Genomic DNA, 20,896 nt, shown 5'->3' on the forward strand with positions numbered 1-20,896 from the left:
TTGCCTTTTAGCTTTATGCTTTAATTTGTGCCGACATAGTTATGCTTTAATTTATGCCGACATAGTTATGCGATTGTTTATCAATTTAACACAACAATAAGGAAAAATAGCAGCTAGGGAGCTATTTATTACCCCGATATGAGGTTAACTAATATCTAATATTTCTTTGATAAAAGGAATTGTCACTTTGCGTTGCTCCCTAATTGAAGCTTTATCGAGTATATCTAACGTTTGAATTAAGCTTGTCATATCGCGACTTGATCTATTCAATAAAAAGCGTGTTGCTTCGTCAGAAATCATTAAACCTCGTTGCCGTGCTCTATGTTGTATCGCTAAGGTTTTATCATCATCTTCTAATGGTTTAACTTGTTCAATATAACCCCAACCTATGCGTGAAACTAAATCAGGTAAGGTAATACCTAACTTATTAATTGCTTCACTACCCGTAATAATTAGGCAACTTTCATTTTCAATGGCTCGATTATACAAATCAAAAATGGCTTGTTGCCATTTAACATCGCCAGCAATTAATTCAATATCATCTAAACAAATAAAATCTATTTGCTCCAAACCATCCAGTACTTCAACAGGTAACTGTTTTAGTTCAGAGCAAGAAAGACATACCGATGTTTTTTTCAATTGAGCCGCTAAATTATTACATGCATGCAGCAAGTGTGATTTACCAACCCCCGGCAAGCCGAATAAATAAAAACTATGAGGTAGTTGATTAAAAAGTGCTAAAGAGTGATTCTCATGCTGCTCAGTTTCAACTTTATTTTGGCGAATGAAGCTAGTAAGTTGTACTAAAACACTATGATTTGGCTGCCCAATAAAACTGTCAAATGTTTCATCGTCAGGTAGCTGTACAGATAGCGCAAGTTGTGAAAGTTGCGTCATTATGGCTCCCAATGAAACACAGGAATGGCCAAAGGATCAACAACGGCTAACGGATCAATATATTGTTTAAGTTGTTTATTCAATTTTAATGAAGCTAATAAAGCAGATTCAGAGCCAAGCAGTTTCAACTTAAACTGTCGCGTCGCACCTTTAGCATTTATCAACGTTACAGACTTTACCGCAGATAAATTAGATAAGAATTCAAATAACTCAGTATAAGCTTTTAAAGAATCAACATTAGCCACTTCGATAAGATAATCGTTATCACCGGTGGTCGATAATGCATAATTTTGGTAAATAAGCTCGGTAATGTCTGATAGCGCTTGCTTTGTTAACGCTTCTTTGTTGGTTCCTTCGTACACTTGTGTAAAGCGTTGGTTTTGACTAAATAAGACCCAATCAAGTGCAAAATGCGATTTTTTTGCTTCATCAACACATAGCAAACCACAGTTATCGATTGTCTCTTGTTTGGTAGCTTGTAATGCATCTTGCATAGCTTCTTTGTTATCTTGCTGAACATTCGGCTCAGCTAACTCATCAACCGTTAGTAAACTAGAGTCAGAAAGTCTCATCACCACAATAGCTTCTGCGAAATATCTTTCTGATGCTTGATAGATTGGTTGTTCAAATCGCCCCCATAAGTCACTAATATTCACTTGGGTTGCATCAGTTAAGTCCATCAATGGCAATAGCATTGGCAAACCGCGCTGAGCTGAAAAGGCATTGACTAAACTGGGTAAATTTGATGAGGTGGAATTTGACATAATAGTGCGTGTCAAGCCTCGTTCATCAATGAACCAAAGTAACACTTGGGGTCTAAGGCTACCCCATATGGCTAAATTTGCTTGTTGAAATAATTGATTGATTTTATCTTCATTAAAACTAGCAACTAAATAAAGCTGATCGTTTTTACGTGTGTAACGGTATTTTGTAATATAGTTATTTGAGTTCTTAATCGCTGTTTTTAGTATTTTATCCTCTAAAACAGTATTTTCCCCACCAACTTTTACCATTACTGCACGTAAAGCATTTTTAATCGCGTTTTTACGATGATGAGATGCTTGTGAATCTACACTCACTCGAGCCTGATATAAATCATTTACTTCCAGTGAAAAAGCGTTGAAAGGCAATAGCAGCGTGACAAGAATAGAAATAGAAAACAAGTATTTGAGCATAAAATAAAATAAATTACCGAGCAATCATAATAAAAAAGATATTATCATAATAATCAAACATTATCCCAATGAATCCTTCACATAAAAACAATCGTAATATTGCGTACTCTCTTCCTTGAGTATGAGTGGGCGCGCTGATAGAATACGCCCCTTTACATACTGTCGGTAATTTCTGAGGTTTCCCGTGAGCGAACAAAAACAGTCGTTAAGCTATAAAGATGCTGGTGTTGATATTGATGCTGGTAATGCCCTTGTTGAGAACATTAAAGGTGCTGTAAAGCGCACAACACGCCCTGAAGTTATGGGCGGTTTAGGTGGTTTTGGCTCTGTATGCCAATTGCCAACAGGCTATAAAGAACCTGTACTTGTAGCGGGTACAGATGGTGTTGGTACTAAACTTCGTTTAGCTATTGATTTAGCAAAACACGACACTGTAGGTATTGATTTAGTTGCTATGTGTGTGAACGATCTTATCGTACAAGGTGCTGAGCCATTATTCTTTTTAGATTACTACGCAACGGCTAAACTTGACGTTGATATCGCATCTTCAGTCGTTGAAGGCATTGCTGAAGGTTGTGTACAATCGGGCTGTGCTTTAGTGGGTGGCGAAACAGCTGAAATGCCAGGTATGTATCACCAAGGTGATTATGACATCGCTGGTTTTTGTGTTGGTGTTGCTGAAAAATCACGTCTATTAGATGGTACTTCAGTTGCTGAAGGTGACCAACTTATCGCATTAGGAGCTTCTGGTCCTCACTCAAATGGTTTTTCATTAATCCGTAAAGTATTAGAAGTAAATAATACTGATACTAGCGAACTTCTTGACGGCAAAGCCATTAGCGAACATTTATTAGAGCCGACTAAAATTTATGTTAAATCGGTACTAGCACTGCTAAAAGATATCGATGTACACGCACTATCACACATTACTGGTGGTGGTTTCTGGGAAAACATCCCACGTGTATTACCTGAATCAGCACAAGCAGTAATTAATGGTGATAGCTGGGAGTGGCCGGTAATCTTCAATTGGTTACAAGAGAAAGGTAATATTACTAGTCATGAAATGTACCGTACCTTTAACTGTGGTGTTGGTATGATCATCGCAGTACCTGCTGATAAAGTAGAACAAAGTATTGAAGTTTTAACAGCACACGGTGAAAAAGCATGGCACATAGGTGCTATCGCTAATAAAGCTGAAGGTGCAGAGCAAGTTGTTTTTGCTTAAGTATTACTTAAGTTAATGAAAAACTTGTTTTTATAAAGGGCTATTTTGTAGCCCTTTTTCATAAGTTACGTTAGGAAAAAAAATGTCTAGTAGAATTGTAGTATTAATCTCTGGTAGTGGTTCAAATTTACAAGCTATTATCGATGCCTCTCAAGACAATGATTACCCAGGTAAAGTTGTGGGCGTTATCTCAAATAAAGCCGATGCTTATGGTTTAACGCGTGCAGAGAATGCAGGTATTGAAACACTGGCTCTTTCTCATAAAGACTTCGATTCTCGTGAAGAGTACGATGTTGCTTTAATGGCGAAAATCGACAACTTCAAACCTGATGTAATTGTACTCGCTGGCTTTATGCGCATTCTAACCGCAGATTTTGTTCAACATTATCAAGGGAAGTTACTTAATATACACCCTTCTTTATTACCTAAGTATCAAGGTTTAAATACACATCAACGCGCAATTGATGCTGGTGATAAAGAACATGGTGTTAGTGTGCACTTTGTAACAGAAGAACTAGATGGTGGCCCAGTTATATTACAAGCTAAAGTGCCAGTATTTGACGGTGATAGCAGTGATGATCTAGCCGCACGCGTTCATGAGCAAGAACATAGGATTTACCCCTTAGTTGTAAAATGGTTTGCGCAAAATCGTTTATCAATGCAACAACACATTGAAGACGGTCAGCAAAAAGAAACCGCTATACTCGATGGTAATGTTCTCGCCCCTTCTGGCTATGCCAACGACTAAATATAGCTTTTAATAAGAAAAAGCATTAGTATCGGTGATATATGATATTCATAGTAAATATCAACTTATGATTCATTGAAAAGTGACTAATTGCTTTTTTTATTAAACAGGAAACTTGATGCTAGCTTATTTTTCTCGTTCAACCTTTTTATTACTTTGCTCACCTCTGTTTTTATCTACAAATGCCCTTGCTACGCAAGAAGTGAATGAAGAGTCACGTAAAATAGTTCCTGCATTCAAAGCACATTACACCTTACTTCATAAAGGTGATCCTGTTGGTAAGGCTGTTCGAGAGCTTAGTTATCAAGAACAAGGAAAAGCAACTTACCATTATCATACAGATCTTAAATGGCTAATTTTTTCTGATAAACGCTCTGAAACCTCTAAAATTATTGTACAAAATAATCAAGTGATTCCTCAGCACTATGTCTACTCTAGAGAAGGCACTGGTAGAGATAAAAATTATGAGTGGCGTTATGACATTGCAAATAAAAAAGCCCAAGACATTAAAAAAGATCGCCAGATAACGCTTAATATCGCTGAAGGTTTACAAGATAAACTAAGCTACCATTTACAACATCGATTAAGCCTAATTGAAAACCCTAAACAAAAACGTTTTAGTTACCCTGTTATTAGTACGTCAGGTTCAATTAAAGATTATGTCTATCAATATGACGGCGAAGAAGAACTCATGCTTCCGTATGGCTTAGTTAAAACCATACGATTAAAGCGTGAGGTAACAGCCAAAAAACGCGTTACTTATGCTTGGTTTGCGCCTGAGTTGAACTACCTTTTAGTTAAGTTATACCAAGTAAAAGCGGGTGCTGAACAATTTGAAGCTCAATTATCATCTATTGATAAATAACCAAACTGTTCGTTTTAATAGCGTGTAAAAATATTACTCTGCTTTTGTGGTATTCATCATGGTATCTGGCATTAAAACAGCAACAACTTGCCCACTAACGCACAATGTATTGTTAGCATAAACTAATATATCGACAACTATTTTACGCTCTTTTACTTCAACATAATTACCCATTAATATCAGTGGCACACCTTGAGGTGTTGGTGCTAAATAGCGGATATTTAATCCTGCAGTCACAAATCGCATCACCGGTTTTGATCCTATCTCCCTATTAGCATACCGATAGGACATTGCCGAGGCACTGCCCGTGCCATGACAATCAATTAACGACGCTAATAAACCACCATAAACAAATCCAGGAATAGCAGTGTGCTTTGCTGATGGTTCAAATACCGAAATAGTTTGTTCAAGACTATTATTATGAGTTTGTTTATTATTTAGCAATGCGTAAATAGCGTCTTTAGTTTCATGCTCTGATGTCTCTAAAAATTCATTTAACCAGAAGCTTTTAAGCTGATGACCTTGATCATTACTTGTCCCGCAACCATAACAATGACTTAATTCATCAGGGTAATAATCTTGAAAAGATTTAATCGACATTCTCCTTCTCCTTATCTGAGTACCCTAACATCATCAATCACTTTACCATCATTAGGCAGCGAGCCCAGCGGCACTAATGAGACTTGCCCTGATAAGTTCGTGGCTTTTTGTAGCGCTAATGCAACTTGCTCACTAAATGCTTTAGTTTCTATTGCTAATTTAGCAAATGAATCCAGCTCACATGCTAACGTCATCATGTCATTATGCTCCATATGATCGACAGTTAATCGCATTTTATTAATTTGAGGAAACGCTTTTCGTATTTTTTCAATTTGCTCAGGATGAACAAACATGCCCTTCACTTTTGTTGTTTGATCTGCTCTTCCTAACCAGCCTTTTAATCGCTTATTTGTTCTACCACAACGACTTTTACCTTCAGCAATTGATGATAAGTCTCCCGTTGCAAAACGTATTAGCGGGTAATCTGCATTAAAACTGGTCACCACGACTTCACCTACTTCGCCATGTTCAACAGGCTCTAAAGTTCCCGGTCTGACTATTTCTATAATGAGCTCTTCTGCGATAATGAAACCTTCACCTGCAATACTTTCATAACCAATTAACCCAATATCTGCACTAGCATACGCTTGCAGTACATCAATTCCCTTTGACTTAAATGAAGCTCTTAACGACTCGGGTAATGCTTCCCCAGTTACTAATGCTTTAGTAATACTTGATACATCTTTTTCGTTAACTGTTGCTTTTTCCAATAAAATATTTAAAAAAGAAGGAGTACCGCAATACCCTGAAGGTTTAAGGCTCTCAATCACCTCAAGCTGCTGTTCTGTTTGCCCTGGCCCTGCAGGTATCACTGTGCATCCACAAGCCCTTGCTCCCGAATCTAATATAAAACCACCCGGTGTTAAATGATAAGACAAACAATTTTGGACAAGATCATTTTTCCTAAAGCCTGCAGCATAGAAGGCTTGTCCCATACGCCACCAATCATCCATACAATTTTCCGGCTCATTAATTGGCCCAGGAGATTGGAATACTCGTGCAATGGTGGCCTTTTCAGAAACAATACCTGCAAAGATAGCATCACACTTTTGTAACGCTTTTAAATCAGATTTTCGCGTTATTGGTAACTGTGCCAACAATGCCCGAGTACTAATGTCTGATGCGATAACATCTGCTAATAACTTGGCATAATATGGGCTTTCTTGTTTAACATATTGAATAAATGCAGGTAAACGGCTTAATAACCTATGCTCTCTTTCAACAGGGTTCATTTGTTCATTTTCGTGGAAATACGAATTCATAGACATTCTTCACTTTACGATTATTTCAGTTTATTTGAACATTGTTTAGGATTATTTACGCACTGGGGTGTGTTGACCTTTATTGATAATTTTAGCAATAATAAACACGCCCTAAGACATATAAAAACTTGTGGTTAACATACTTATGTTAATGTTTATAACCAACGCTTACGGCGTTTATATGATTTTAAATTTTTAAAACTTTTGCGCTCTTCATTGCCGCCACCCAAGTAAAACTCTTTAACATCTTCATTACTTAGTAGTTGTTCTCGAGTACCATCAAGCACAATTTTCCCTGACTCCATAATATAACCATAGTCAGCTGCTTTAAGCGCATAATTGGCATTTTGCTCAACCAACAACATAGTGATACCTTGATCTTTATTTATCTTTTCAATAATTCCAAAAACTTCTTTCACTAATAACGGTGACAACCCCATTGACGGCTCATCTAGGCAAATCATTTTCGGTCTAGCCATCAACGCTCTACCAATGGCAAGCATTTGCTGCTCTCCTCCAGATAAGTATCCTGCTAAACCCGTACGCTCTTTTAAGCGAGGAAAATAATGAAAAACCATTTCAATATCTTGGCTTATTTGCGTATCATTACGTGTATAGGCACCTAACTTTAAGTTTTCAATCGAGGTCATGTCTTCAATAATCCTGCGACCTTCCATCACTTGGAAAATACCACTTCGCACTACATCTTCTGCATTCTTCTTATCTATTCGCTCACCCATAAAGGTAATATCACCTCGGGTGACTTCACCATCTTCTGTTTTTAATAAGCCAGAAATGGCTTTTAGCGTTGTTGATTTACCAGCCCCATTAGGCCCCAATAATGTCACGACTTCACCCTCAGGCACGTCAAGTGAAACCCCTCGTAATACTTGTATAACTTCGTCATAAACGACTTCGATATTATTTACTGATAGCAAAGGTGATGCTTGTTGAATTTTAACTGCGGCTTGAGACATATTAACTCCGTAAAACTTTTTCATTTCAAACGTTCAAGAAGTAGAGCCTAGTTATAACTAGGCTCTATCATGATTAGTAACCTAACCAGTCGTCACGACGATCCAATGTTACTTGCGATACTTGCTCTATTTGTACATTACCGCCATTAAAGTTGCCTTGATAAATATTGACTTGATTCACACCTCGATGATCTTCAACCGTCCAGTTCGCTGCTAAACAAACGCCTTCAAGACCTTTAGGTACCCAGTTTTTATGAACATACATGCCCTTTTTAACATTCTCACCCGTAATACCACCATTTTCTTTAGCCCACTCCATTGCTTCTTTCATAAAGTAAGTAGAGCAAACGCCTCGCATATAATGGTGAAGCCTTGACTCTTCACCTGACTTATCAGACATTTTTGAAATTTCTTTCACAAGTTTCATACCCGGAACATTATCTGTCCAAAATGGCGTCATGGTTGGGAAAATGTAATTTTTAATGCCTTCACCTGCCGCCTCAAAGACCTTCTTATCGCCCCCCCAAATATTTGACATAAATTGAATATCGGTACCTACGGTATTACACGACTTAACAAGTGATAGTACTGAGCCGCCAAGGTTTCCAATGTAACCATAATTTGAGCCAGAGCTTTTAATACTTAAACATTGAGCTTTAAAGTCACCCGGTTTCATTGAAATAACAACAGGCGGCATTACTTCAAAACCAAGCTCTTGTGCATATTCAGCACACGCTGCCTTAGGTGCATTCGGGAATGGATGGTTCGCCCCTATATGGGTAAACTTTGGTTTTCCTTTATTGCCTTTACTCTGCCAGTCTTTCGCAGCCCATTGCACTAAGCCACGACAAGCATCTGAATATGACGCACCGTAGAAAAAGTTATAAGGTGCAGGTTTTTTAGTGTGTGGATTTTTACCTGTAGGGTCTGTTAAATGACCTGAATAAGAGGCAGAAAACACAGGGGTTTTATCACGTGCAACAAATGAAATTAACGCTTCAGTATCAGCCGTCCCCCAACCTTGCATTACCACCATATTTTTACGTGACTTCCATTTTTTATAGGCGGCAATGGCTTGAGGTACTTTGTAAGCATAATCAATTGTTTCATACTCTAGCTTTGTGCCACTAATACCACCATTGGCGTTAATATAGGCTAGGGAATCTCTAACACCATCAGCGTAAACTTTACCAACAAAGGCGGTAGGACCTGACATATCTGCTAGGTGCCCGACAAAAACACTGTCTTGTGCTGTCGCATTCGCTGAAACTGATAAGGCAACACAAGCCGATAAGCTGCTTAATAATAATTTTTTATTTGTGCTTTTACTCATTTGAATCTTCCTTCAAGTTATTGCTTTTGTTATTTATTATTTCATTTTATATTTGTCGGCTTGCAACTTCCCCATAGCCAACGCCATATTCCTCATTTGCGAATCAACTCCTCAAGAGCAATTAGTAGGCAAATGGATAGAATTTCCAATAGTTCTTAATTTGCGTCCATCGATGAGCCAGCCCTTCAGGTTCGAAAATTAAGAAGCCAATAATGACAAGACCAATCGCCATTTCTTTGATATACGCTAGGCCATCAACCACCATAGGAATATTGCCCCACTCTGTCATTTTCATTAAGCCAACGCCCCCTTCCAGCGCTTCTGGTAGAAACACCATAAAAATAACGCCCATTAAAGTGCCTTTAATAGAACCTAAACCACCAATAATAATCATCGCGAGAAATTGAACTGACATAAAAATTGTAAAGCCTTCTGCAGACACATAACCTAAGTAATGGGCATAAAGTGCGCCGCCAATACCTGCATAGAAAGATGAAACACCAAATGAAAGTAGGCGATACTTATTCAATTTAACGCCCATTATTTCTGCTGATAAATAATGATCGCGAACGGCAACAAAAGCACGCCCGTCTCTACTTCTCATTAAATTACAGCCCCATATGTACATGAAGACTAAAGCGAACAATGCGATGTAATAAAAGCTTTGGTCGGTATCAAAGACAAAACCAAACAAGTTTATCGGTTCAGCCATTGACCCAGCAGAACCACCTGAAAACCAATCAGCGCGAGCAAAAAAGTCTTCAATAATAAATTGTGATGCGAGTGTCGCTATCGCTAGATATAAGCCTTTTATTCTGGCTGCAGGGGCACCAAACATCATCCCTACCCCCATAGTCAAAAAGCCTGCTAATGGAATACAAAGAAAGACAGGTATACTAAAACTGGTATTTAACCAAGCCGATGCAAACGCACCAAAACCAAAGAAAGCACCATGTCCTAAGGATATTTGTCCGGTATAGCCCACTAAAATATTTAAACCAAGTGCTGCAATGCCTAAATATGAAATTTGAATGAGCAAGGTAATGAAGTAGCTATCAACCAAAAGCGGTGCGAAACATAAAGCGATGATGCTTAATATGGCAGCGTAACGAATGGTTTTGGTCTCAAAAATAGTATTATCTTGTTTATAGCTGGTACGAAAATCTCCGCACGGGCGCATGGTTAAACTCGACATAATAAACTCCTAAAAATGTGTATTGTTAAGCTAAATGCGCTCAATATCTTTTGTGCCAAACAAGCCATAAGGCTTGAACCATAGAATAATCAACAGCACATAAAATGGTGCTATATCGTACATATTGCCAATGTGTAGATATTGGCTATCGATGAACTCGGCTAAATTTTCTAATACCCCGATGGTAATACCTCCAACAATGGCGCCAACAATTGAATCAAGACCACCTAAAATAACCGCAGGGAATACTTTAATACCCATAATTGACAAAGAATCGGAAACACCATTAACCATGCCGATAACCACGCCAGCGGTAGCAGAAACTGTCGCGGCAATACCCCAGCTCATGGCAAAAACTTGTTTAACAGATATCCCCAAACTTTGCGCCACTTGTTGATCAAACGCTGTCGCTCGCATGGCCAAACCATGTTTTGAATGTTTAAAGAATAAATAGAACGCCACCATTATGATTAAGGCGATAACCGTACTCATCAAATAGGCCATTTCGATATTTAATCCAAAAATATTTATAGATTGAGTATCAAATACTTGCGGATAACTTTGTGGTGATACACCAAAAATCCATTTCATTAACGCTTGAAAGAAAATAGACAAACCAATGGTGACCATAATCACTGAAATAATCGGCTCACCAATCATAGGTCTAAGGACTATCATTTGCAGAAGAACACCAAAGGCAGCCATAAAACACAGTGATAAAATAAAGCCTAAGAAAAATGGTAGCTCTAAATAAATTAGCGAAGCCCAACAAACCCAAGCACCAATCAATAAAAACTCACCTTGAGCAAAATTAACAATTTGCGTTGATTTATAAACCAACACAAAGCACATACCAATCACACCATAAAGCAAGCCAACAATTAGACCGTTTACAATGAGCTGGATTAATAATTCAAAGTTCATGATGCTCTCCTTTGTTCTGAATCGCTTGAGGTAGCCTTGTTTATTGCGTGACTGTCAATCAAGGTAGCAATATTAAGCTGTGTTTGAATGCGTGAGTTACTGCCATCTTGGAAAGTAATAACGGTATCTATATCTACCGCTTCTTGCCCATCATAAATGGCTTCAATAATGTCACCGTATTTATCAGCAATAACGGTTCTTCTTACTTTACGAGTACGCGTTAATTCACCGTCATCAGCATCAAGTTCTTTATACAATAAGGTGAATTTATTAATTTTTTGTGCATCAGGCAGCGTATCATTAACCTTTTGAATTTCTTCAGTAAGCTTTTGGTAAACTTCAGGTAATGTTGATAGATTAGTGTAATTCGTAAATGAATAACCCTGTTGCTCTGCCCACTTAGCTACAATAGAAAAACGAATACAAACAATTGCACTAAGATAGGGTTTGTCTTTACCTAAAATTACGGCTTCACCAATGAAAGATGAAAACTTCAGCTTGTTCTCAATATATTGTGGCGAGTACTGAACGCCAAAACTGGTTTTAGCTAAATCTTTAATACGATCAATAATGACTAAATGGCCAGAAGGCTTAAAGTAACCGGCATCACCAGTATGCATCCAACCGTCAATCACATCTTCGTCATAGGCTTTTTGGTTATCTAAATAGCCGGTAAACATACCAACCGTTTTAGCAATCACTTCACCAACACCTTCTTTATCAGTGTTGATTACTTTCACTTGTGCCGTATCAAAAGCGACACCAACACTGTCATAATCAACATCATCAGCTTGATGAACGGTATAAGCACCACATAATTCTGTTTGGCCATATAGCTGTCGAAGAGGCACGCCAATCGTTTGAAAAAACCTAAAGGTATCAGGGCCCATGGCTGCACCACCCGTTGCCGCAGATTTTAAGAAGCTAAAGCCTAATCTATCTTTTAATGCGTTCATTAATAACAAGTCAGCTAACCAAGAACGTTGTCCTTGAGCTTGTTTTTTCTCAGCTAAATCATATGCAAAATTAAACAGCTTTTGTTTTAATGGCGTTGAATCCATCATCCGTGCTTTCACATCAGCCAAAATACCTTCCCACACCCGTGGTGCCAGTAAAACAAAGCTTGGGCCAATTTCACGTAAATCAGCCATTAAGGTTTCTTGCTCTTCAACAAAATTAACAATTTGACGTGCAATTAACGCTTGGCCTACGGCGTAAACTTGCTCCATAATCCAAGGTAAAGGCAGTACAGAAACATAGTTATCACCGGGTTGACGCGGATCGGCTCTAAGATAAGAACTGCAATGTTTAACAAAGTTTCCACCCGATAAAAACGCAATTTTAGGCTTTGATGTTGTGCCAGAGGTAGTACAGTAAATTGCAGTTTCTTCTGGAGAGGTTGAGTCAACATAATGATTATAAAGTTCAGGTGATGACTCATCGATAGCCCGACCTTGTTCATACAGTTCTTCAATACTAACAAGGCGTTTATCATTATATTTACGCATACCGCGAGGATCACAATACACAATAATTTTAACATCAGGTATTTCATCACCTAATTCTAAAAGTTTGTCACACTGTTCTTCATCTTCAGCAATAACAACGGTGGCATTGCTTTTATTTAATAAATAAACCACTTCTTCATGCAAAGAATCTTGAAAAATGCCAATTGAATAGCAACGCATAGCATGAGCAGCAAGTTCACCCCAAACCCATTCTGGCCGGTTGTCACCAAGTAAGGCAATTGCATCACCAGCCGTTATACCTTGCTTTACTAACGCTAATGACAACCACTTAACGCGATTTTGGTAATCTTGGAAAGTAAACTCATTCCATATACCAAACTCTTTCTCACGCATGGCAATATCATTGGGCCAATGGGTTGCGTTATGACGTAATATTTTTGGAAAGGTATCTAACTCACCCATTTCAAAATCTTTCACCAGCTCATTGCTCATTGGCAATGTTTGATTAGCACCAGACATTATCCAGCCTCCTGTAATGCATCAGTGTCTTCATCTTCAATACCCAAATAAGCACGCTTAACATGTGGGTCTGTCATGACTTCATCAGGTAAGCCTGAAATCAGCTTTTTACCAAAATCCAATACCATGACTTGATGAGAAATATCCATCACCACGCCCATATCATGTTCAATCATGACCACGGTAATACCAAACTCTTCATTTAAATCGAGGATGTAACGTGCCATGTCTTCTTTTTCTTCTAAATTCATACCTGCCATGGGTTCATCAAGTAAAATTAAGTCAGGCTTTAATGCCATGGCTCTAGCTAGCTCAACGCGCTTTCTTAAGCCATAAGAAAGCGTACCGGCAACTGATTTACGAATATGTGAAATTTCTAGAAAGTCGATGACTTCCTCAACATAACGTCGATGAGCAAGCTCTTCTTTTTGTGCCTTTGAAGCCCAATATAAAGGACCTGTAATCCAGTTGTTTTTTAATAGATGGTGTCTACCCACCATAATGTTATCGAGTACAGTCATATGACCAAACAAGGCCAAGTTTTGAAAAGTTCTCCCCATGCCTAAATCTGCTCTATCATTTGGTCTGAGCTTAGTCACATCTTGTTTGTTAAAGATAATGTTGCCTGAGTTAGGGCGATAACGACCTGAAATACAGTTAAGCATGGAGGTTTTACCCGCGCCATTGGGGCCTATAATTGAAAAAACTGAGCCGCGCTCCACACAAAAGCTAACATCGGTCAAGGCCTTAACGCCGCCAAATGCTAGTGAAATGTTCTCAACTTTGAGTATTGATTCAGCCATATTCATACTCCTAACGTGATGAAAATTGATAATGAAATTTGAAAAATGGAGGGGAGAAACTCCCCTCCTAAAAGCGCAACCCAAATGGGAAAGGTTGCAACGACAAGCTTAAAGGACGTATTTAAGTGAAAGCTGTGCGTAATTTGAATCAACATTTTGATCTGCCATTTCAAAATTACCGACTTCAACACCTACAGCGAGCTGCTTAGTTAAGTTTTGAAATAAGTTAACACTCCACTGACTTCTATCAGCACCAGATTCATCCGCCTCTGCGCGACCATACAATACGGTAGAGCGCAGTGTATCTGTCCAGTAATGACGATAAGCCGCAAGGTAAGCCGTTAAGTCTTCAACTTTTTCACCGACAAGATCTTTAGTAAAGGCAACACCAACGTAACGACCTAACTCACCTTGGTGTAGTTGAAATCTAAAATCATCTTTGCCGAATGTTGTGATTCGTCCCGCAATTGAAGCACCAATAGCCGTTTCTGAATTACCTAAATTGGTGTTTAATTGGCGGCCTAAAGCAGAAAACGATACGCTACCCCAGTCACCTTTTAAGTTATAACGCGCAACTACATCAGGCATGCTGTCATTCGCGGTATCGCCACCCCAAGATTCAGGGTTTTCTAGTGATACTTGAAAGTTACCCATGGTATAACGGACTTGCCCTTGACGAATAAACACTAAGCCAACCGTTGCCCCGGCAAAATCTGCTGACTCAGGAATAGCACTGGTATTCATAAACGTTGACCATGTTTGACCTGCTAAGACATCTTTATACTTAATGAAGGCATGGCGAAGTCTAGGGTGTACAGAGTTAGAAATGATTTCATTACCACCACCGCCCCAAAAGTCCATTTCAATAAAGCCAGTTACATCGCCATGTACATATTTAGTATTAAAGCGCGTTTCATTAGCAAACAACCTAAATTGAGATGCACTCTTTTCTAACGGTGTGCCTGAGCCAATCCAAAAATCACGATACCCTACATCACCATCAACATAGCGCGCATCAACTTTGATATAGCCACCAAAAGAAATCTTATCTTCATCAGAAAGTTTAATTTCATAACCTGCATTCGCTGAGCCTGCTGCAATAAATAGCGAAGAGGCTAGTAATAGTTTTTTATACTTAGATGTGATCATTGCTTTATTCCCATAGTTAATAATTTCTATTTATATTTTTCTGCTTTAACTTTTTTGTTTACTGCGATGACATGCTTACTTTAAAAAACATCAAGGACTATTAAGCTAAAAAGCCAATGTGCTTTATTCAGTGTTACTACGATGCTGAGAAACATCTTAAATAAGTATGAAAAAGCCACAATCGGCAATAAGACTTAGTCCCTAACACCTAGCCCAAAAGAACGAGCACCAAAGGACTAGTACTTAAGTATTAGAAAATGAAAAACTATCCGCTAAGTAGTTGTGATAAATTAATAATTAGAAATGAAGTGCAACTGGCTAAAATAAAGTATGTTTTCGAATTGGTTATTAATAAGCGTCAGTTTTGGTTATATCAGCTTACTTTTTATTATTGCCTATTTAGGTGGTAAATATCGTCATAAATTAAGTGCTTATCAACACCGTATTATTTATGCGCTTTCTCTAGGAGTTTACTGTACTTCATGGGGGTTTTTAGGCACAACAGCTCAGGCAGCTAATAACTCTTTTAGTTATATACCTGTGTACATAGCACCGATACTGCTCTTTGTTTTTGCTTGGCCGTTTATACAGCGAGTCATTAAAACCAGTTTAACGCTAAAAATAACCTCTATCGCAGATCTACTTTCTTCTCGTTTTGGCAAGTCACAACATTTAGCGATACTAATTACCCTTGTGGCTTTAATTGGCACCATGCCCTATATCGCTTTACAATTAAAAGCGATTGTCTATTCTTTTAAAATATTACAAGAAACTCAAGTTATGCCCGTATGGCAGCTTGGCTTAATTGTCAGTATTCTCTTGGCAGTTTTTACCATAATATTTGGCATTAGAACCATAGATGTCACAGAAAGACATCCCGGTGTTATGATAGCCATAGCCTTTGAATCATTAGTTAAGCTTATTGCTTTTATGCTAGTAGGCTTGTTTGTTTGCTTTATTATTTATGACTCGCCGATGGAGATCTGGCATCAAGCTAAAGATCAAATCAATATAAAACAACAGTTTGAGTTGCCCAATATTGTAGGCCTTTTGGGTATGCTTATTATTGTTATGTCAGCTTTTCTTTGTTTACCCAGACAATTCCAAGTAATGTTTGTTGAAATTAAAGAACAAAGAACCTCTCAAGTTGCGCGCTGGTTATTTCCATTGTATGTCCTTATTTTTGCTTTTTTTGCTGCTCCTCTGGGACTAGCAGGTAATTTAAATTACGGAAACTCATTATCTGCCGATGCCTATGTACTATTTTTACCAGCTTTAAATGGTGAAATGTGGCTTTCTTTGTTTGCCTTTTTAGGTGCGGTATCTGCAGCAAGCTCTATGGTTATCGTTTCAACAATAGCCTTGAGCACCATGTTAAGTAACGAAATTGTTTTTCCGTTAATGTTTAAGTACTCGAGACAGCAAGATCATGATTTTAATCATTTTCAAGCCCAGCTGCTGTTTATTAGAAAAGGCTTAGTGTTATTAGTCGTTTTTCTCAGTTATGGCATGTTACTTCTGTCACCTCCTGATACGTTATCATCGTTAGGTGAAGTTGCCTTTGGTGCAATAGCTCAAATAGGTCCTGCATTGTTAGCGAGCTTTTTTTGGCGACAAGCCACATTATACGGTGTGATATCGGGTATCAGTGCTGGTTTTATTATTTGGACGTATTTAAATTTATTTCCTCAACTTGGGCTTTATCCGCATCCTTTTGTTGAGTCTGACGTACCTGCAACCACTGTAGTTACCTTAATCGGACTAGGAGTGAATATATTAATGCTTTGGTTAGTTTCACTATTTACCCAACAAAGTATTCGTGAACAAATGCAAAGTAAGCATTTTTATAAAGCAAGAAAGAAAATGCAATGGAGTTTACCGATACAGCCTAAAGTTGATTTACACGAGTTAGAGTTTTTATTAAATCGCTTCATTGGTGCAGATAAAACTAATGATTGCTTAAAGCAGTTTTATAAACAACATCATAATCAATCAAACCGTTACTCAAAGAACAAAGATTTTAACGAAGCACTTATTCTGCATGCCGAAGATACTCTTGCCAGTGTCATTGGCTCAGCTTCAGCTAAACTGGTTATCTCATTTGCCATGAGTGGTCGAGAAATTGCCTTTGATCAAGTGGCAAAAATAGTTGAAGACAATTCAAACCAACAGCTTGAGTTTAGCCGTAGTGTCTTACAAAGTGCTATCGAAAATGCCAGTGAAGGCATTTCGGTTATCGATAGCGAACTTAACTTGGTAGCGTGGAATAAACAATACTTAACTATTTTTAATTACCCTGATAACTTTATCTACATTGGCTGTCCCATTAGTCAATTAATTCGCTTTAATTTATCACAGCAAGAGTCTCTCAATACCGATATTGATCAGCAAGTTGCTAAGCGAATTCAATACATTAAAGATGGCTCACGACATAGCTCTGAGAGACGATTGAAAAACGGGAGAACGATTAATATAGAAGGTAATCCTATTCCTGGCGGTGGCTTTGTCATGATTTTTTCAGATATCACATCATACAAGCAAACAGAGCAACATTTAAAAGATGAGAACATTGACTTAGAATCGCGAGTTGAAGCAAGAACCAGTCAATTAGAGCAAGCCAATAAAGAGCTTGAAAAAGCCAACCAAGAGCTGGCTTTAGCGCAATTAAAAGCAGAACAAGCTCATCTCAAGAAAAGCCAATACCTAAAAGCCTGTAGTCATGATTTATTACAACCGCTTTCTGCTGCAAGACTTTTTTCATCAGCGTTAACATTAAACCCGAAAATATCTATTGAAGAAAAGCAACATGTTAAGCAAATAGAAACCTCTTTAGATATAGCAAATAGTTTATTATTAGACCTTAATGAAGTCGCTCGCATTGAGAGCGGTAATATTACTCCGACAATAGAAGCCGTTTCAGTAGAACAATTATTCTCAATGTTAAATACCGAATTCAGTGCCTTAACAGAAGAGTATCATATTGATTTTCATTTAAAATCGAGCCAATTGTTTATCCAAAGCGATACCAACTTACTGCTTAGGATCATTCAAAATTTTTTATCGAATGCTTTTCGTTATGCCCATCAAGGAAAAGTACTACTCGGTTGTCGACGTCAAGGTCATTATTTATCTATTCAAGTACTTGATAATGGCCCAGGTATTCCAGAAGATAAACAGAAACAAGTTTTTGAACAATTTACACAATTACAAACCAACAACTCTATTGGTCATAAAGGTTTAGGCTTGGGTTTAAATATTGCGCAGAGCTTAGCTAGCTTGCTCAATCATAAAATAAACTTAGTATCTAAACCCAAGCACGGCTGTTTATTCAGTGTGAATGTCCCTATATGCAAAGCCCCCATTCAAGCTAAGCAAATCAATCACTCAAGCAGAGACTCTTTACAAGGTGTTGGCGTACTTTGTATTGACAATGAATATGATATTTTAACGGGCATGTCGAAAGTCTTATCTGCGTGGCATTGTGAAGTGTTTACTGCAGAATCAGCCGAAGAAGCTATTTCGATGTACCAACGCTACGAAGATCAAATAGACATTCTATTAGTAGATTACCAATTAAGTGAAAGTATTATCAATGAGCTTGAGCAACCTCAACAAAAAAATGGTATTGAATTAATTAAAGAGATACGAAAACTAAGTCGATACCCTTTGCCTGCGATACTGATTAGTGCAACAACCGATGAGGAAGTTGTGATAGAAACTAAAGAAAATGATATAGGTTATTTAAGAAAGATAGTAAAACCGCTAGCACTACGCTCATTAATGAGTGCCTTGCTAACCAAAAGGTTAACTAAAAATTATTCATCTAATTTTTAACAATTCAATTATTTTATGAAATGCTTTAATAACCAAAACTTTTAATAGCTAAAACTGGATTGATTGATTTGCAACTCATTAAGCAAGATAACCGCTTGTGTTCTATTTTTTACGCCAAGTTTAAGAAAAATAGTACTCGCATGACTTTTAATTGTCGATTCAGATAACCCTAACTCGTAAGCTATTTGTTTATTTAACAAACCATCAGCGAACATCATCAGTATTTTATGCTGTTTCGGTGTTAATGAGGCAATTTTACTTTCTTGAGGTTCATTCCCTACTTGGGAATTATAATAGCCAGAAGGTGTCCACAACTCACCTGAAAGCACGGCTTCTATAGCTACAACCATTTCAGGTACGGCAGTTGACTTAGGAATAAAACCGGCAGCGCCATAGCTCATTGCTTTAGAGATAGTATCAGAATCTTCAAAACCAGAAATGACAATAACGCCTAATTCAGGGTAAGTATTTCTTACATTAATTAAGCTATTAAACCCCTGAGCTCCGGGTATATCAAGATCAAGAAGTAGTAAATCGAACGCTTGACTGTTATTTTGCGCTTGTTGATGTAAAGCATTATCTAATTCGCTGATAGTTTGCGCTTCAAATAACACAACATCTTTAAAGTGAGAACTCAACGTAAGAGTCAACGCTTGTCTAAATAGCGGATGATCATCTGCAATTATTATTTTTAGCGCATTTGACATGTAAACTAAAGCCTTTGTAAACATTCTGTAACCAATACTAAAAACTTACCATACTGGTCACAGTAAAAATACTAGTAGAAGAAATTAAATAACTTATTTTACTACTTGGATCTCAAACTCAGGCATCGCTTGAATAACTTTCTTAACGGTACACGTATTAGCTGATGCTAAAATAGCTTTTTCATATTTCTTGGGAAAATTATTTGGCAGAGACACATTCATTAAAATCTTCTTCTTATAAGGATTCTGCTCATCTGGTGTTATAACCTCTTGAGAAAGAGTTAAACCTGTTGTGTCAATATCACGTTGCTGACAGAACTTTCTCATATAAAAAGCCGCGCACAATGGCATACTCGATAAAAAATAATCAAAAGGTTCTGGGTGTTCAGCACCACCACCAGCATCAATACTTTGATCACTAATTATTTCATGGCCTGCAAAAGTCGCTTTAAGCTGCTGCCCTGATAATAGGTTAACTTCAATTCTCATCTTACTCTCCTTAAATTAACAATCACTACATTAGCACAAGCTAATATTAAAACCAATAATCAAGAACAAACAACAAGAAAAAAATTTAAAAGTTTTCTTGAAATTCAAACAAAACCACTGTACTGTTAATTTATACAGTAACTGTACATAAAAACAGTTCTGCGTAATATAGTAAACTAAAACCCATGAGGCTTAGCAATGTTTGAATTAAATACAAATAATAAACATAATCAATGCATTAGACTAGAAAACATCATTAATACCGAAAGTAGGCTAACGGTTAAAAAAGTAGAAAATACGCTAGAGCTTGCCAATAAGTATGCAGAAATCTGTATTAACAATATGGAAAAAGACAAATGGGTTATGTTTATTAACCCAGAAGAATCAGCAATATCTCAGTTAGCGAGTTTTGATGGAATTACTCACAAAAATGTTTTATGTGTAAATATAGCAGCAGATAAATTGAGTAATACACAAGTATTATCACTATTTAAGACAACACTTTCAGCCAATAATTGTTCGGCGGTAGTACTGCCTGACTCATTGTGTGCAAAATTCGACGAAAAGGAATTATCAGTTGAATTTATTCACAGCGAAGCTAATGGTTATATTCTTTCAAATAGTAACATTACCCATTAAAGAGCAATGTATTTGATTTATAAAGCCGTGTTATACAAAAAATAATGAACGTTCTGGATAAGTGTTCATCAAGCAAAAAACAAGTT

At 37.5% G+C, this 20,896-nt stretch carries 18 protein-coding genes; 5 read left to right on the forward strand and 13 right to left on the reverse strand.

The window, feature by feature from the left end:
- Positions 1-144: 144 nt before the first annotated feature.
- Positions 145-897 (reverse strand): DnaA regulatory inactivator Hda, encoded by a 753-nt coding sequence (gene hda / locus D1094_RS05445; RefSeq protein ID WP_118959064.1) that lies wholly within the window; start codon positions 895-897, stop codon positions 145-147.
- Complete coding sequence (locus tag D1094_RS05450; RefSeq protein WP_118959065.1) at positions 897-2,072, reverse strand: DUF2066 domain-containing protein; 1,176 nt, start codon at positions 2,070-2,072, stop codon at positions 897-899. Before D1094_RS05450 ends, hda begins: the two co-directional genes overlap by 1 nt.
- Before the next feature lie 184 nt (positions 2,073-2,256).
- On the opposite strand from D1094_RS05450, the gene purM reads away from it, so the two are divergent.
- From purM to D1094_RS05465, 3 genes are all read left to right on the forward strand, one after another.
- Positions 2,257-3,297 (forward strand): phosphoribosylformylglycinamidine cyclo-ligase, encoded by a 1,041-nt coding sequence (gene purM / locus D1094_RS05455; protein ID WP_118959066.1) that lies wholly within the window; start codon positions 2,257-2,259, stop codon positions 3,295-3,297.
- 82 nt (positions 3,298-3,379) lie between these two features.
- Complete coding sequence (gene purN / locus D1094_RS05460; protein WP_118959067.1) at positions 3,380-4,045, forward strand: phosphoribosylglycinamide formyltransferase; 666 nt, start codon at positions 3,380-3,382, stop codon at positions 4,043-4,045.
- Positions 4,046-4,163: 118 nt separating this feature from the next.
- Positions 4,164-4,910, forward strand: coding sequence for a DUF3108 domain-containing protein (locus D1094_RS05465; protein ID WP_118959068.1), 747 nt, complete (start codon positions 4,164-4,166; stop codon positions 4,908-4,910).
- A gap of 33 nt (positions 4,911-4,943) precedes the next feature.
- Here the strand turns inward: D1094_RS05465 and D1094_RS05470 are convergent, their stop codons facing one another.
- The 9 genes from D1094_RS05470 to D1094_RS05510 form a co-directional block, all read right to left on the reverse strand.
- The gene (locus D1094_RS05470; protein WP_118959069.1) at positions 4,944-5,510 is read right to left on the reverse strand and encodes a PaaI family thioesterase; all 567 of its coding nucleotides are present in this window, start codon (positions 5,508-5,510) and stop codon (positions 4,944-4,946) included.
- An 11-nt stretch (positions 5,511-5,521) separates the two neighbouring features.
- On the reverse strand, positions 5,522-6,772 hold the full coding sequence (locus D1094_RS05475; protein WP_118959070.1) for a phenylacetate--CoA ligase family protein: 1,251 nt from the start codon (positions 6,770-6,772) through the stop codon (positions 5,522-5,524).
- A gap of 155 nt (positions 6,773-6,927) precedes the next feature.
- Positions 6,928-7,749: an ABC transporter ATP-binding protein gene (locus tag D1094_RS05480; protein WP_118959071.1), complete on the reverse strand. Its 822-nt coding sequence runs from the start codon at positions 7,747-7,749 to the stop codon at positions 6,928-6,930.
- Between the two features lie 73 nt (positions 7,750-7,822).
- On the reverse strand, positions 7,823-9,082 hold the full coding sequence (locus D1094_RS05485; RefSeq protein ID WP_118959072.1) for an ABC transporter substrate-binding protein: 1,260 nt from the start codon (positions 9,080-9,082) through the stop codon (positions 7,823-7,825).
- Positions 9,083-9,203: 121 nt separating this feature from the next.
- Positions 9,204-10,277, reverse strand: coding sequence for a branched-chain amino acid ABC transporter permease (locus D1094_RS05490; RefSeq protein WP_118959073.1), 1,074 nt, complete (start codon positions 10,275-10,277; stop codon positions 9,204-9,206).
- Positions 10,278-10,307: 30 nt separating this feature from the next.
- The gene (locus D1094_RS05495; protein ID WP_118959074.1) at positions 10,308-11,201 is read right to left on the reverse strand and encodes a branched-chain amino acid ABC transporter permease; all 894 of its coding nucleotides are present in this window, start codon (positions 11,199-11,201) and stop codon (positions 10,308-10,310) included.
- Positions 11,198-13,189 (reverse strand): long-chain fatty acid--CoA ligase, encoded by a 1,992-nt coding sequence (locus tag D1094_RS05500; protein WP_259337827.1) that lies wholly within the window; start codon positions 13,187-13,189, stop codon positions 11,198-11,200. The genes D1094_RS05495 and D1094_RS05500 overlap by 4 nt, the downstream gene beginning before the upstream one ends.
- Positions 13,189-13,992 carry an ABC transporter ATP-binding protein gene (locus D1094_RS05505; protein ID WP_118959075.1) on the reverse strand — a complete coding sequence of 268 codons (804 nt, stop codon included), beginning with the start codon at positions 13,990-13,992 and terminating at the stop codon, positions 13,189-13,191. The genes D1094_RS05500 and D1094_RS05505 overlap by 1 nt, the downstream gene beginning before the upstream one ends.
- A 108-nt stretch (positions 13,993-14,100) precedes the next feature.
- Positions 14,101-15,141: a DcaP family trimeric outer membrane transporter gene (locus D1094_RS05510; protein ID WP_118959076.1), complete on the reverse strand. Its 1,041-nt coding sequence runs from the start codon at positions 15,139-15,141 to the stop codon at positions 14,101-14,103.
- Between the two features lie 330 nt (positions 15,142-15,471).
- Here D1094_RS05510 and D1094_RS05515 point away from each other — a divergent pair, with 330 nt between their 5' ends.
- Positions 15,472-18,975 carry a PAS domain-containing hybrid sensor histidine kinase/response regulator gene (locus D1094_RS05515; RefSeq protein ID WP_118959077.1) on the forward strand — a complete coding sequence of 1,168 codons (3,504 nt, stop codon included), beginning with the start codon at positions 15,472-15,474 and terminating at the stop codon, positions 18,973-18,975.
- A gap of 41 nt (positions 18,976-19,016) precedes the next feature.
- Here the strand turns inward: D1094_RS05515 and D1094_RS05520 are convergent, their stop codons facing one another.
- Both D1094_RS05520 and D1094_RS05525 read right to left on the reverse strand, forming a co-directional pair.
- Positions 19,017-19,682: a response regulator transcription factor gene (locus tag D1094_RS05520; RefSeq protein ID WP_118959078.1), complete on the reverse strand. Its 666-nt coding sequence runs from the start codon at positions 19,680-19,682 to the stop codon at positions 19,017-19,019.
- A 93-nt stretch (positions 19,683-19,775) separates the two neighbouring features.
- The gene (locus tag D1094_RS05525; protein ID WP_118959079.1) at positions 19,776-20,171 is read right to left on the reverse strand and encodes an OsmC family protein; all 396 of its coding nucleotides are present in this window, start codon (positions 20,169-20,171) and stop codon (positions 19,776-19,778) included.
- A gap of 198 nt (positions 20,172-20,369) precedes the next feature.
- Here D1094_RS05525 and D1094_RS05530 point away from each other — a divergent pair, with 198 nt between their 5' ends.
- Complete coding sequence (locus tag D1094_RS05530; RefSeq protein ID WP_118959080.1) at positions 20,370-20,810, forward strand: hypothetical protein; 441 nt, start codon at positions 20,370-20,372, stop codon at positions 20,808-20,810.
- Positions 20,811-20,896: the final 86 nt, after the last annotated feature.

This window comes from Colwellia sp. RSH04, from assembly GCF_003545765.1.
Lineage (GTDB): Bacteria > Pseudomonadota > Gammaproteobacteria > Enterobacterales > Alteromonadaceae > Colwellia.

Coding starts and splice junctions, on each gene's coding strand:
- D1094_RS05495 (WP_118959074.1), bottom strand. CDS start 11,201: ATGAACTTTGAATTATTAATCCAGCTCATTGTAAACGGTCTAATTGTT.
- D1094_RS05530 (WP_118959080.1), top strand. CDS start 20,370: ATGTTTGAATTAAATACAAATAATAAACATAATCAATGCATTAGACTA.
- D1094_RS05510 (WP_118959076.1), bottom strand. CDS start 15,141: ATGATCACATCTAAGTATAAAAAACTATTACTAGCCTCTTCGCTATTT.
- D1094_RS05465 (WP_118959068.1), top strand. CDS start 4,164: ATGCTAGCTTATTTTTCTCGTTCAACCTTTTTATTACTTTGCTCACCT.
- D1094_RS05480 (WP_118959071.1), bottom strand. CDS start 7,749: ATGTCTCAAGCCGCAGTTAAAATTCAACAAGCATCACCTTTGCTATCA.
- D1094_RS05515 (WP_118959077.1), top strand. CDS start 15,472: ATGTTTTCGAATTGGTTATTAATAAGCGTCAGTTTTGGTTATATCAGC.
- D1094_RS05505 (WP_118959075.1), bottom strand. CDS start 13,992: ATGGCTGAATCAATACTCAAAGTTGAGAACATTTCACTAGCATTTGGC.
- D1094_RS05475 (WP_118959070.1), bottom strand. CDS start 6,772: ATGAATTCGTATTTCCACGAAAATGAACAAATGAACCCTGTTGAAAGA.
- D1094_RS05490 (WP_118959073.1), bottom strand. CDS start 10,277: ATGTCGAGTTTAACCATGCGCCCGTGCGGAGATTTTCGTACCAGCTAT.
- hda (WP_118959064.1), bottom strand. CDS start 897: ATGACGCAACTTTCACAACTTGCGCTATCTGTACAGCTACCTGACGAT.
- D1094_RS05450 (WP_118959065.1), bottom strand. CDS start 2,072: ATGCTCAAATACTTGTTTTCTATTTCTATTCTTGTCACGCTGCTATTG.
- D1094_RS05520 (WP_118959078.1), bottom strand. CDS start 19,682: ATGTCAAATGCGCTAAAAATAATAATTGCAGATGATCATCCGCTATTT.
- D1094_RS05500 (WP_259337827.1), bottom strand. CDS start 13,189: ATGTCTGGTGCTAATCAAACATTGCCAATGAGCAATGAGCTGGTGAAA.
- purN (WP_118959067.1), top strand. CDS start 3,380: ATGTCTAGTAGAATTGTAGTATTAATCTCTGGTAGTGGTTCAAATTTA.
- D1094_RS05485 (WP_118959072.1), bottom strand. CDS start 9,082: ATGAGTAAAAGCACAAATAAAAAATTATTATTAAGCAGCTTATCGGCT.
- D1094_RS05470 (WP_118959069.1), bottom strand. CDS start 5,510: ATGTCGATTAAATCTTTTCAAGATTATTACCCTGATGAATTAAGTCAT.
- D1094_RS05525 (WP_118959079.1), bottom strand. CDS start 20,171: ATGAGAATTGAAGTTAACCTATTATCAGGGCAGCAGCTTAAAGCGACT.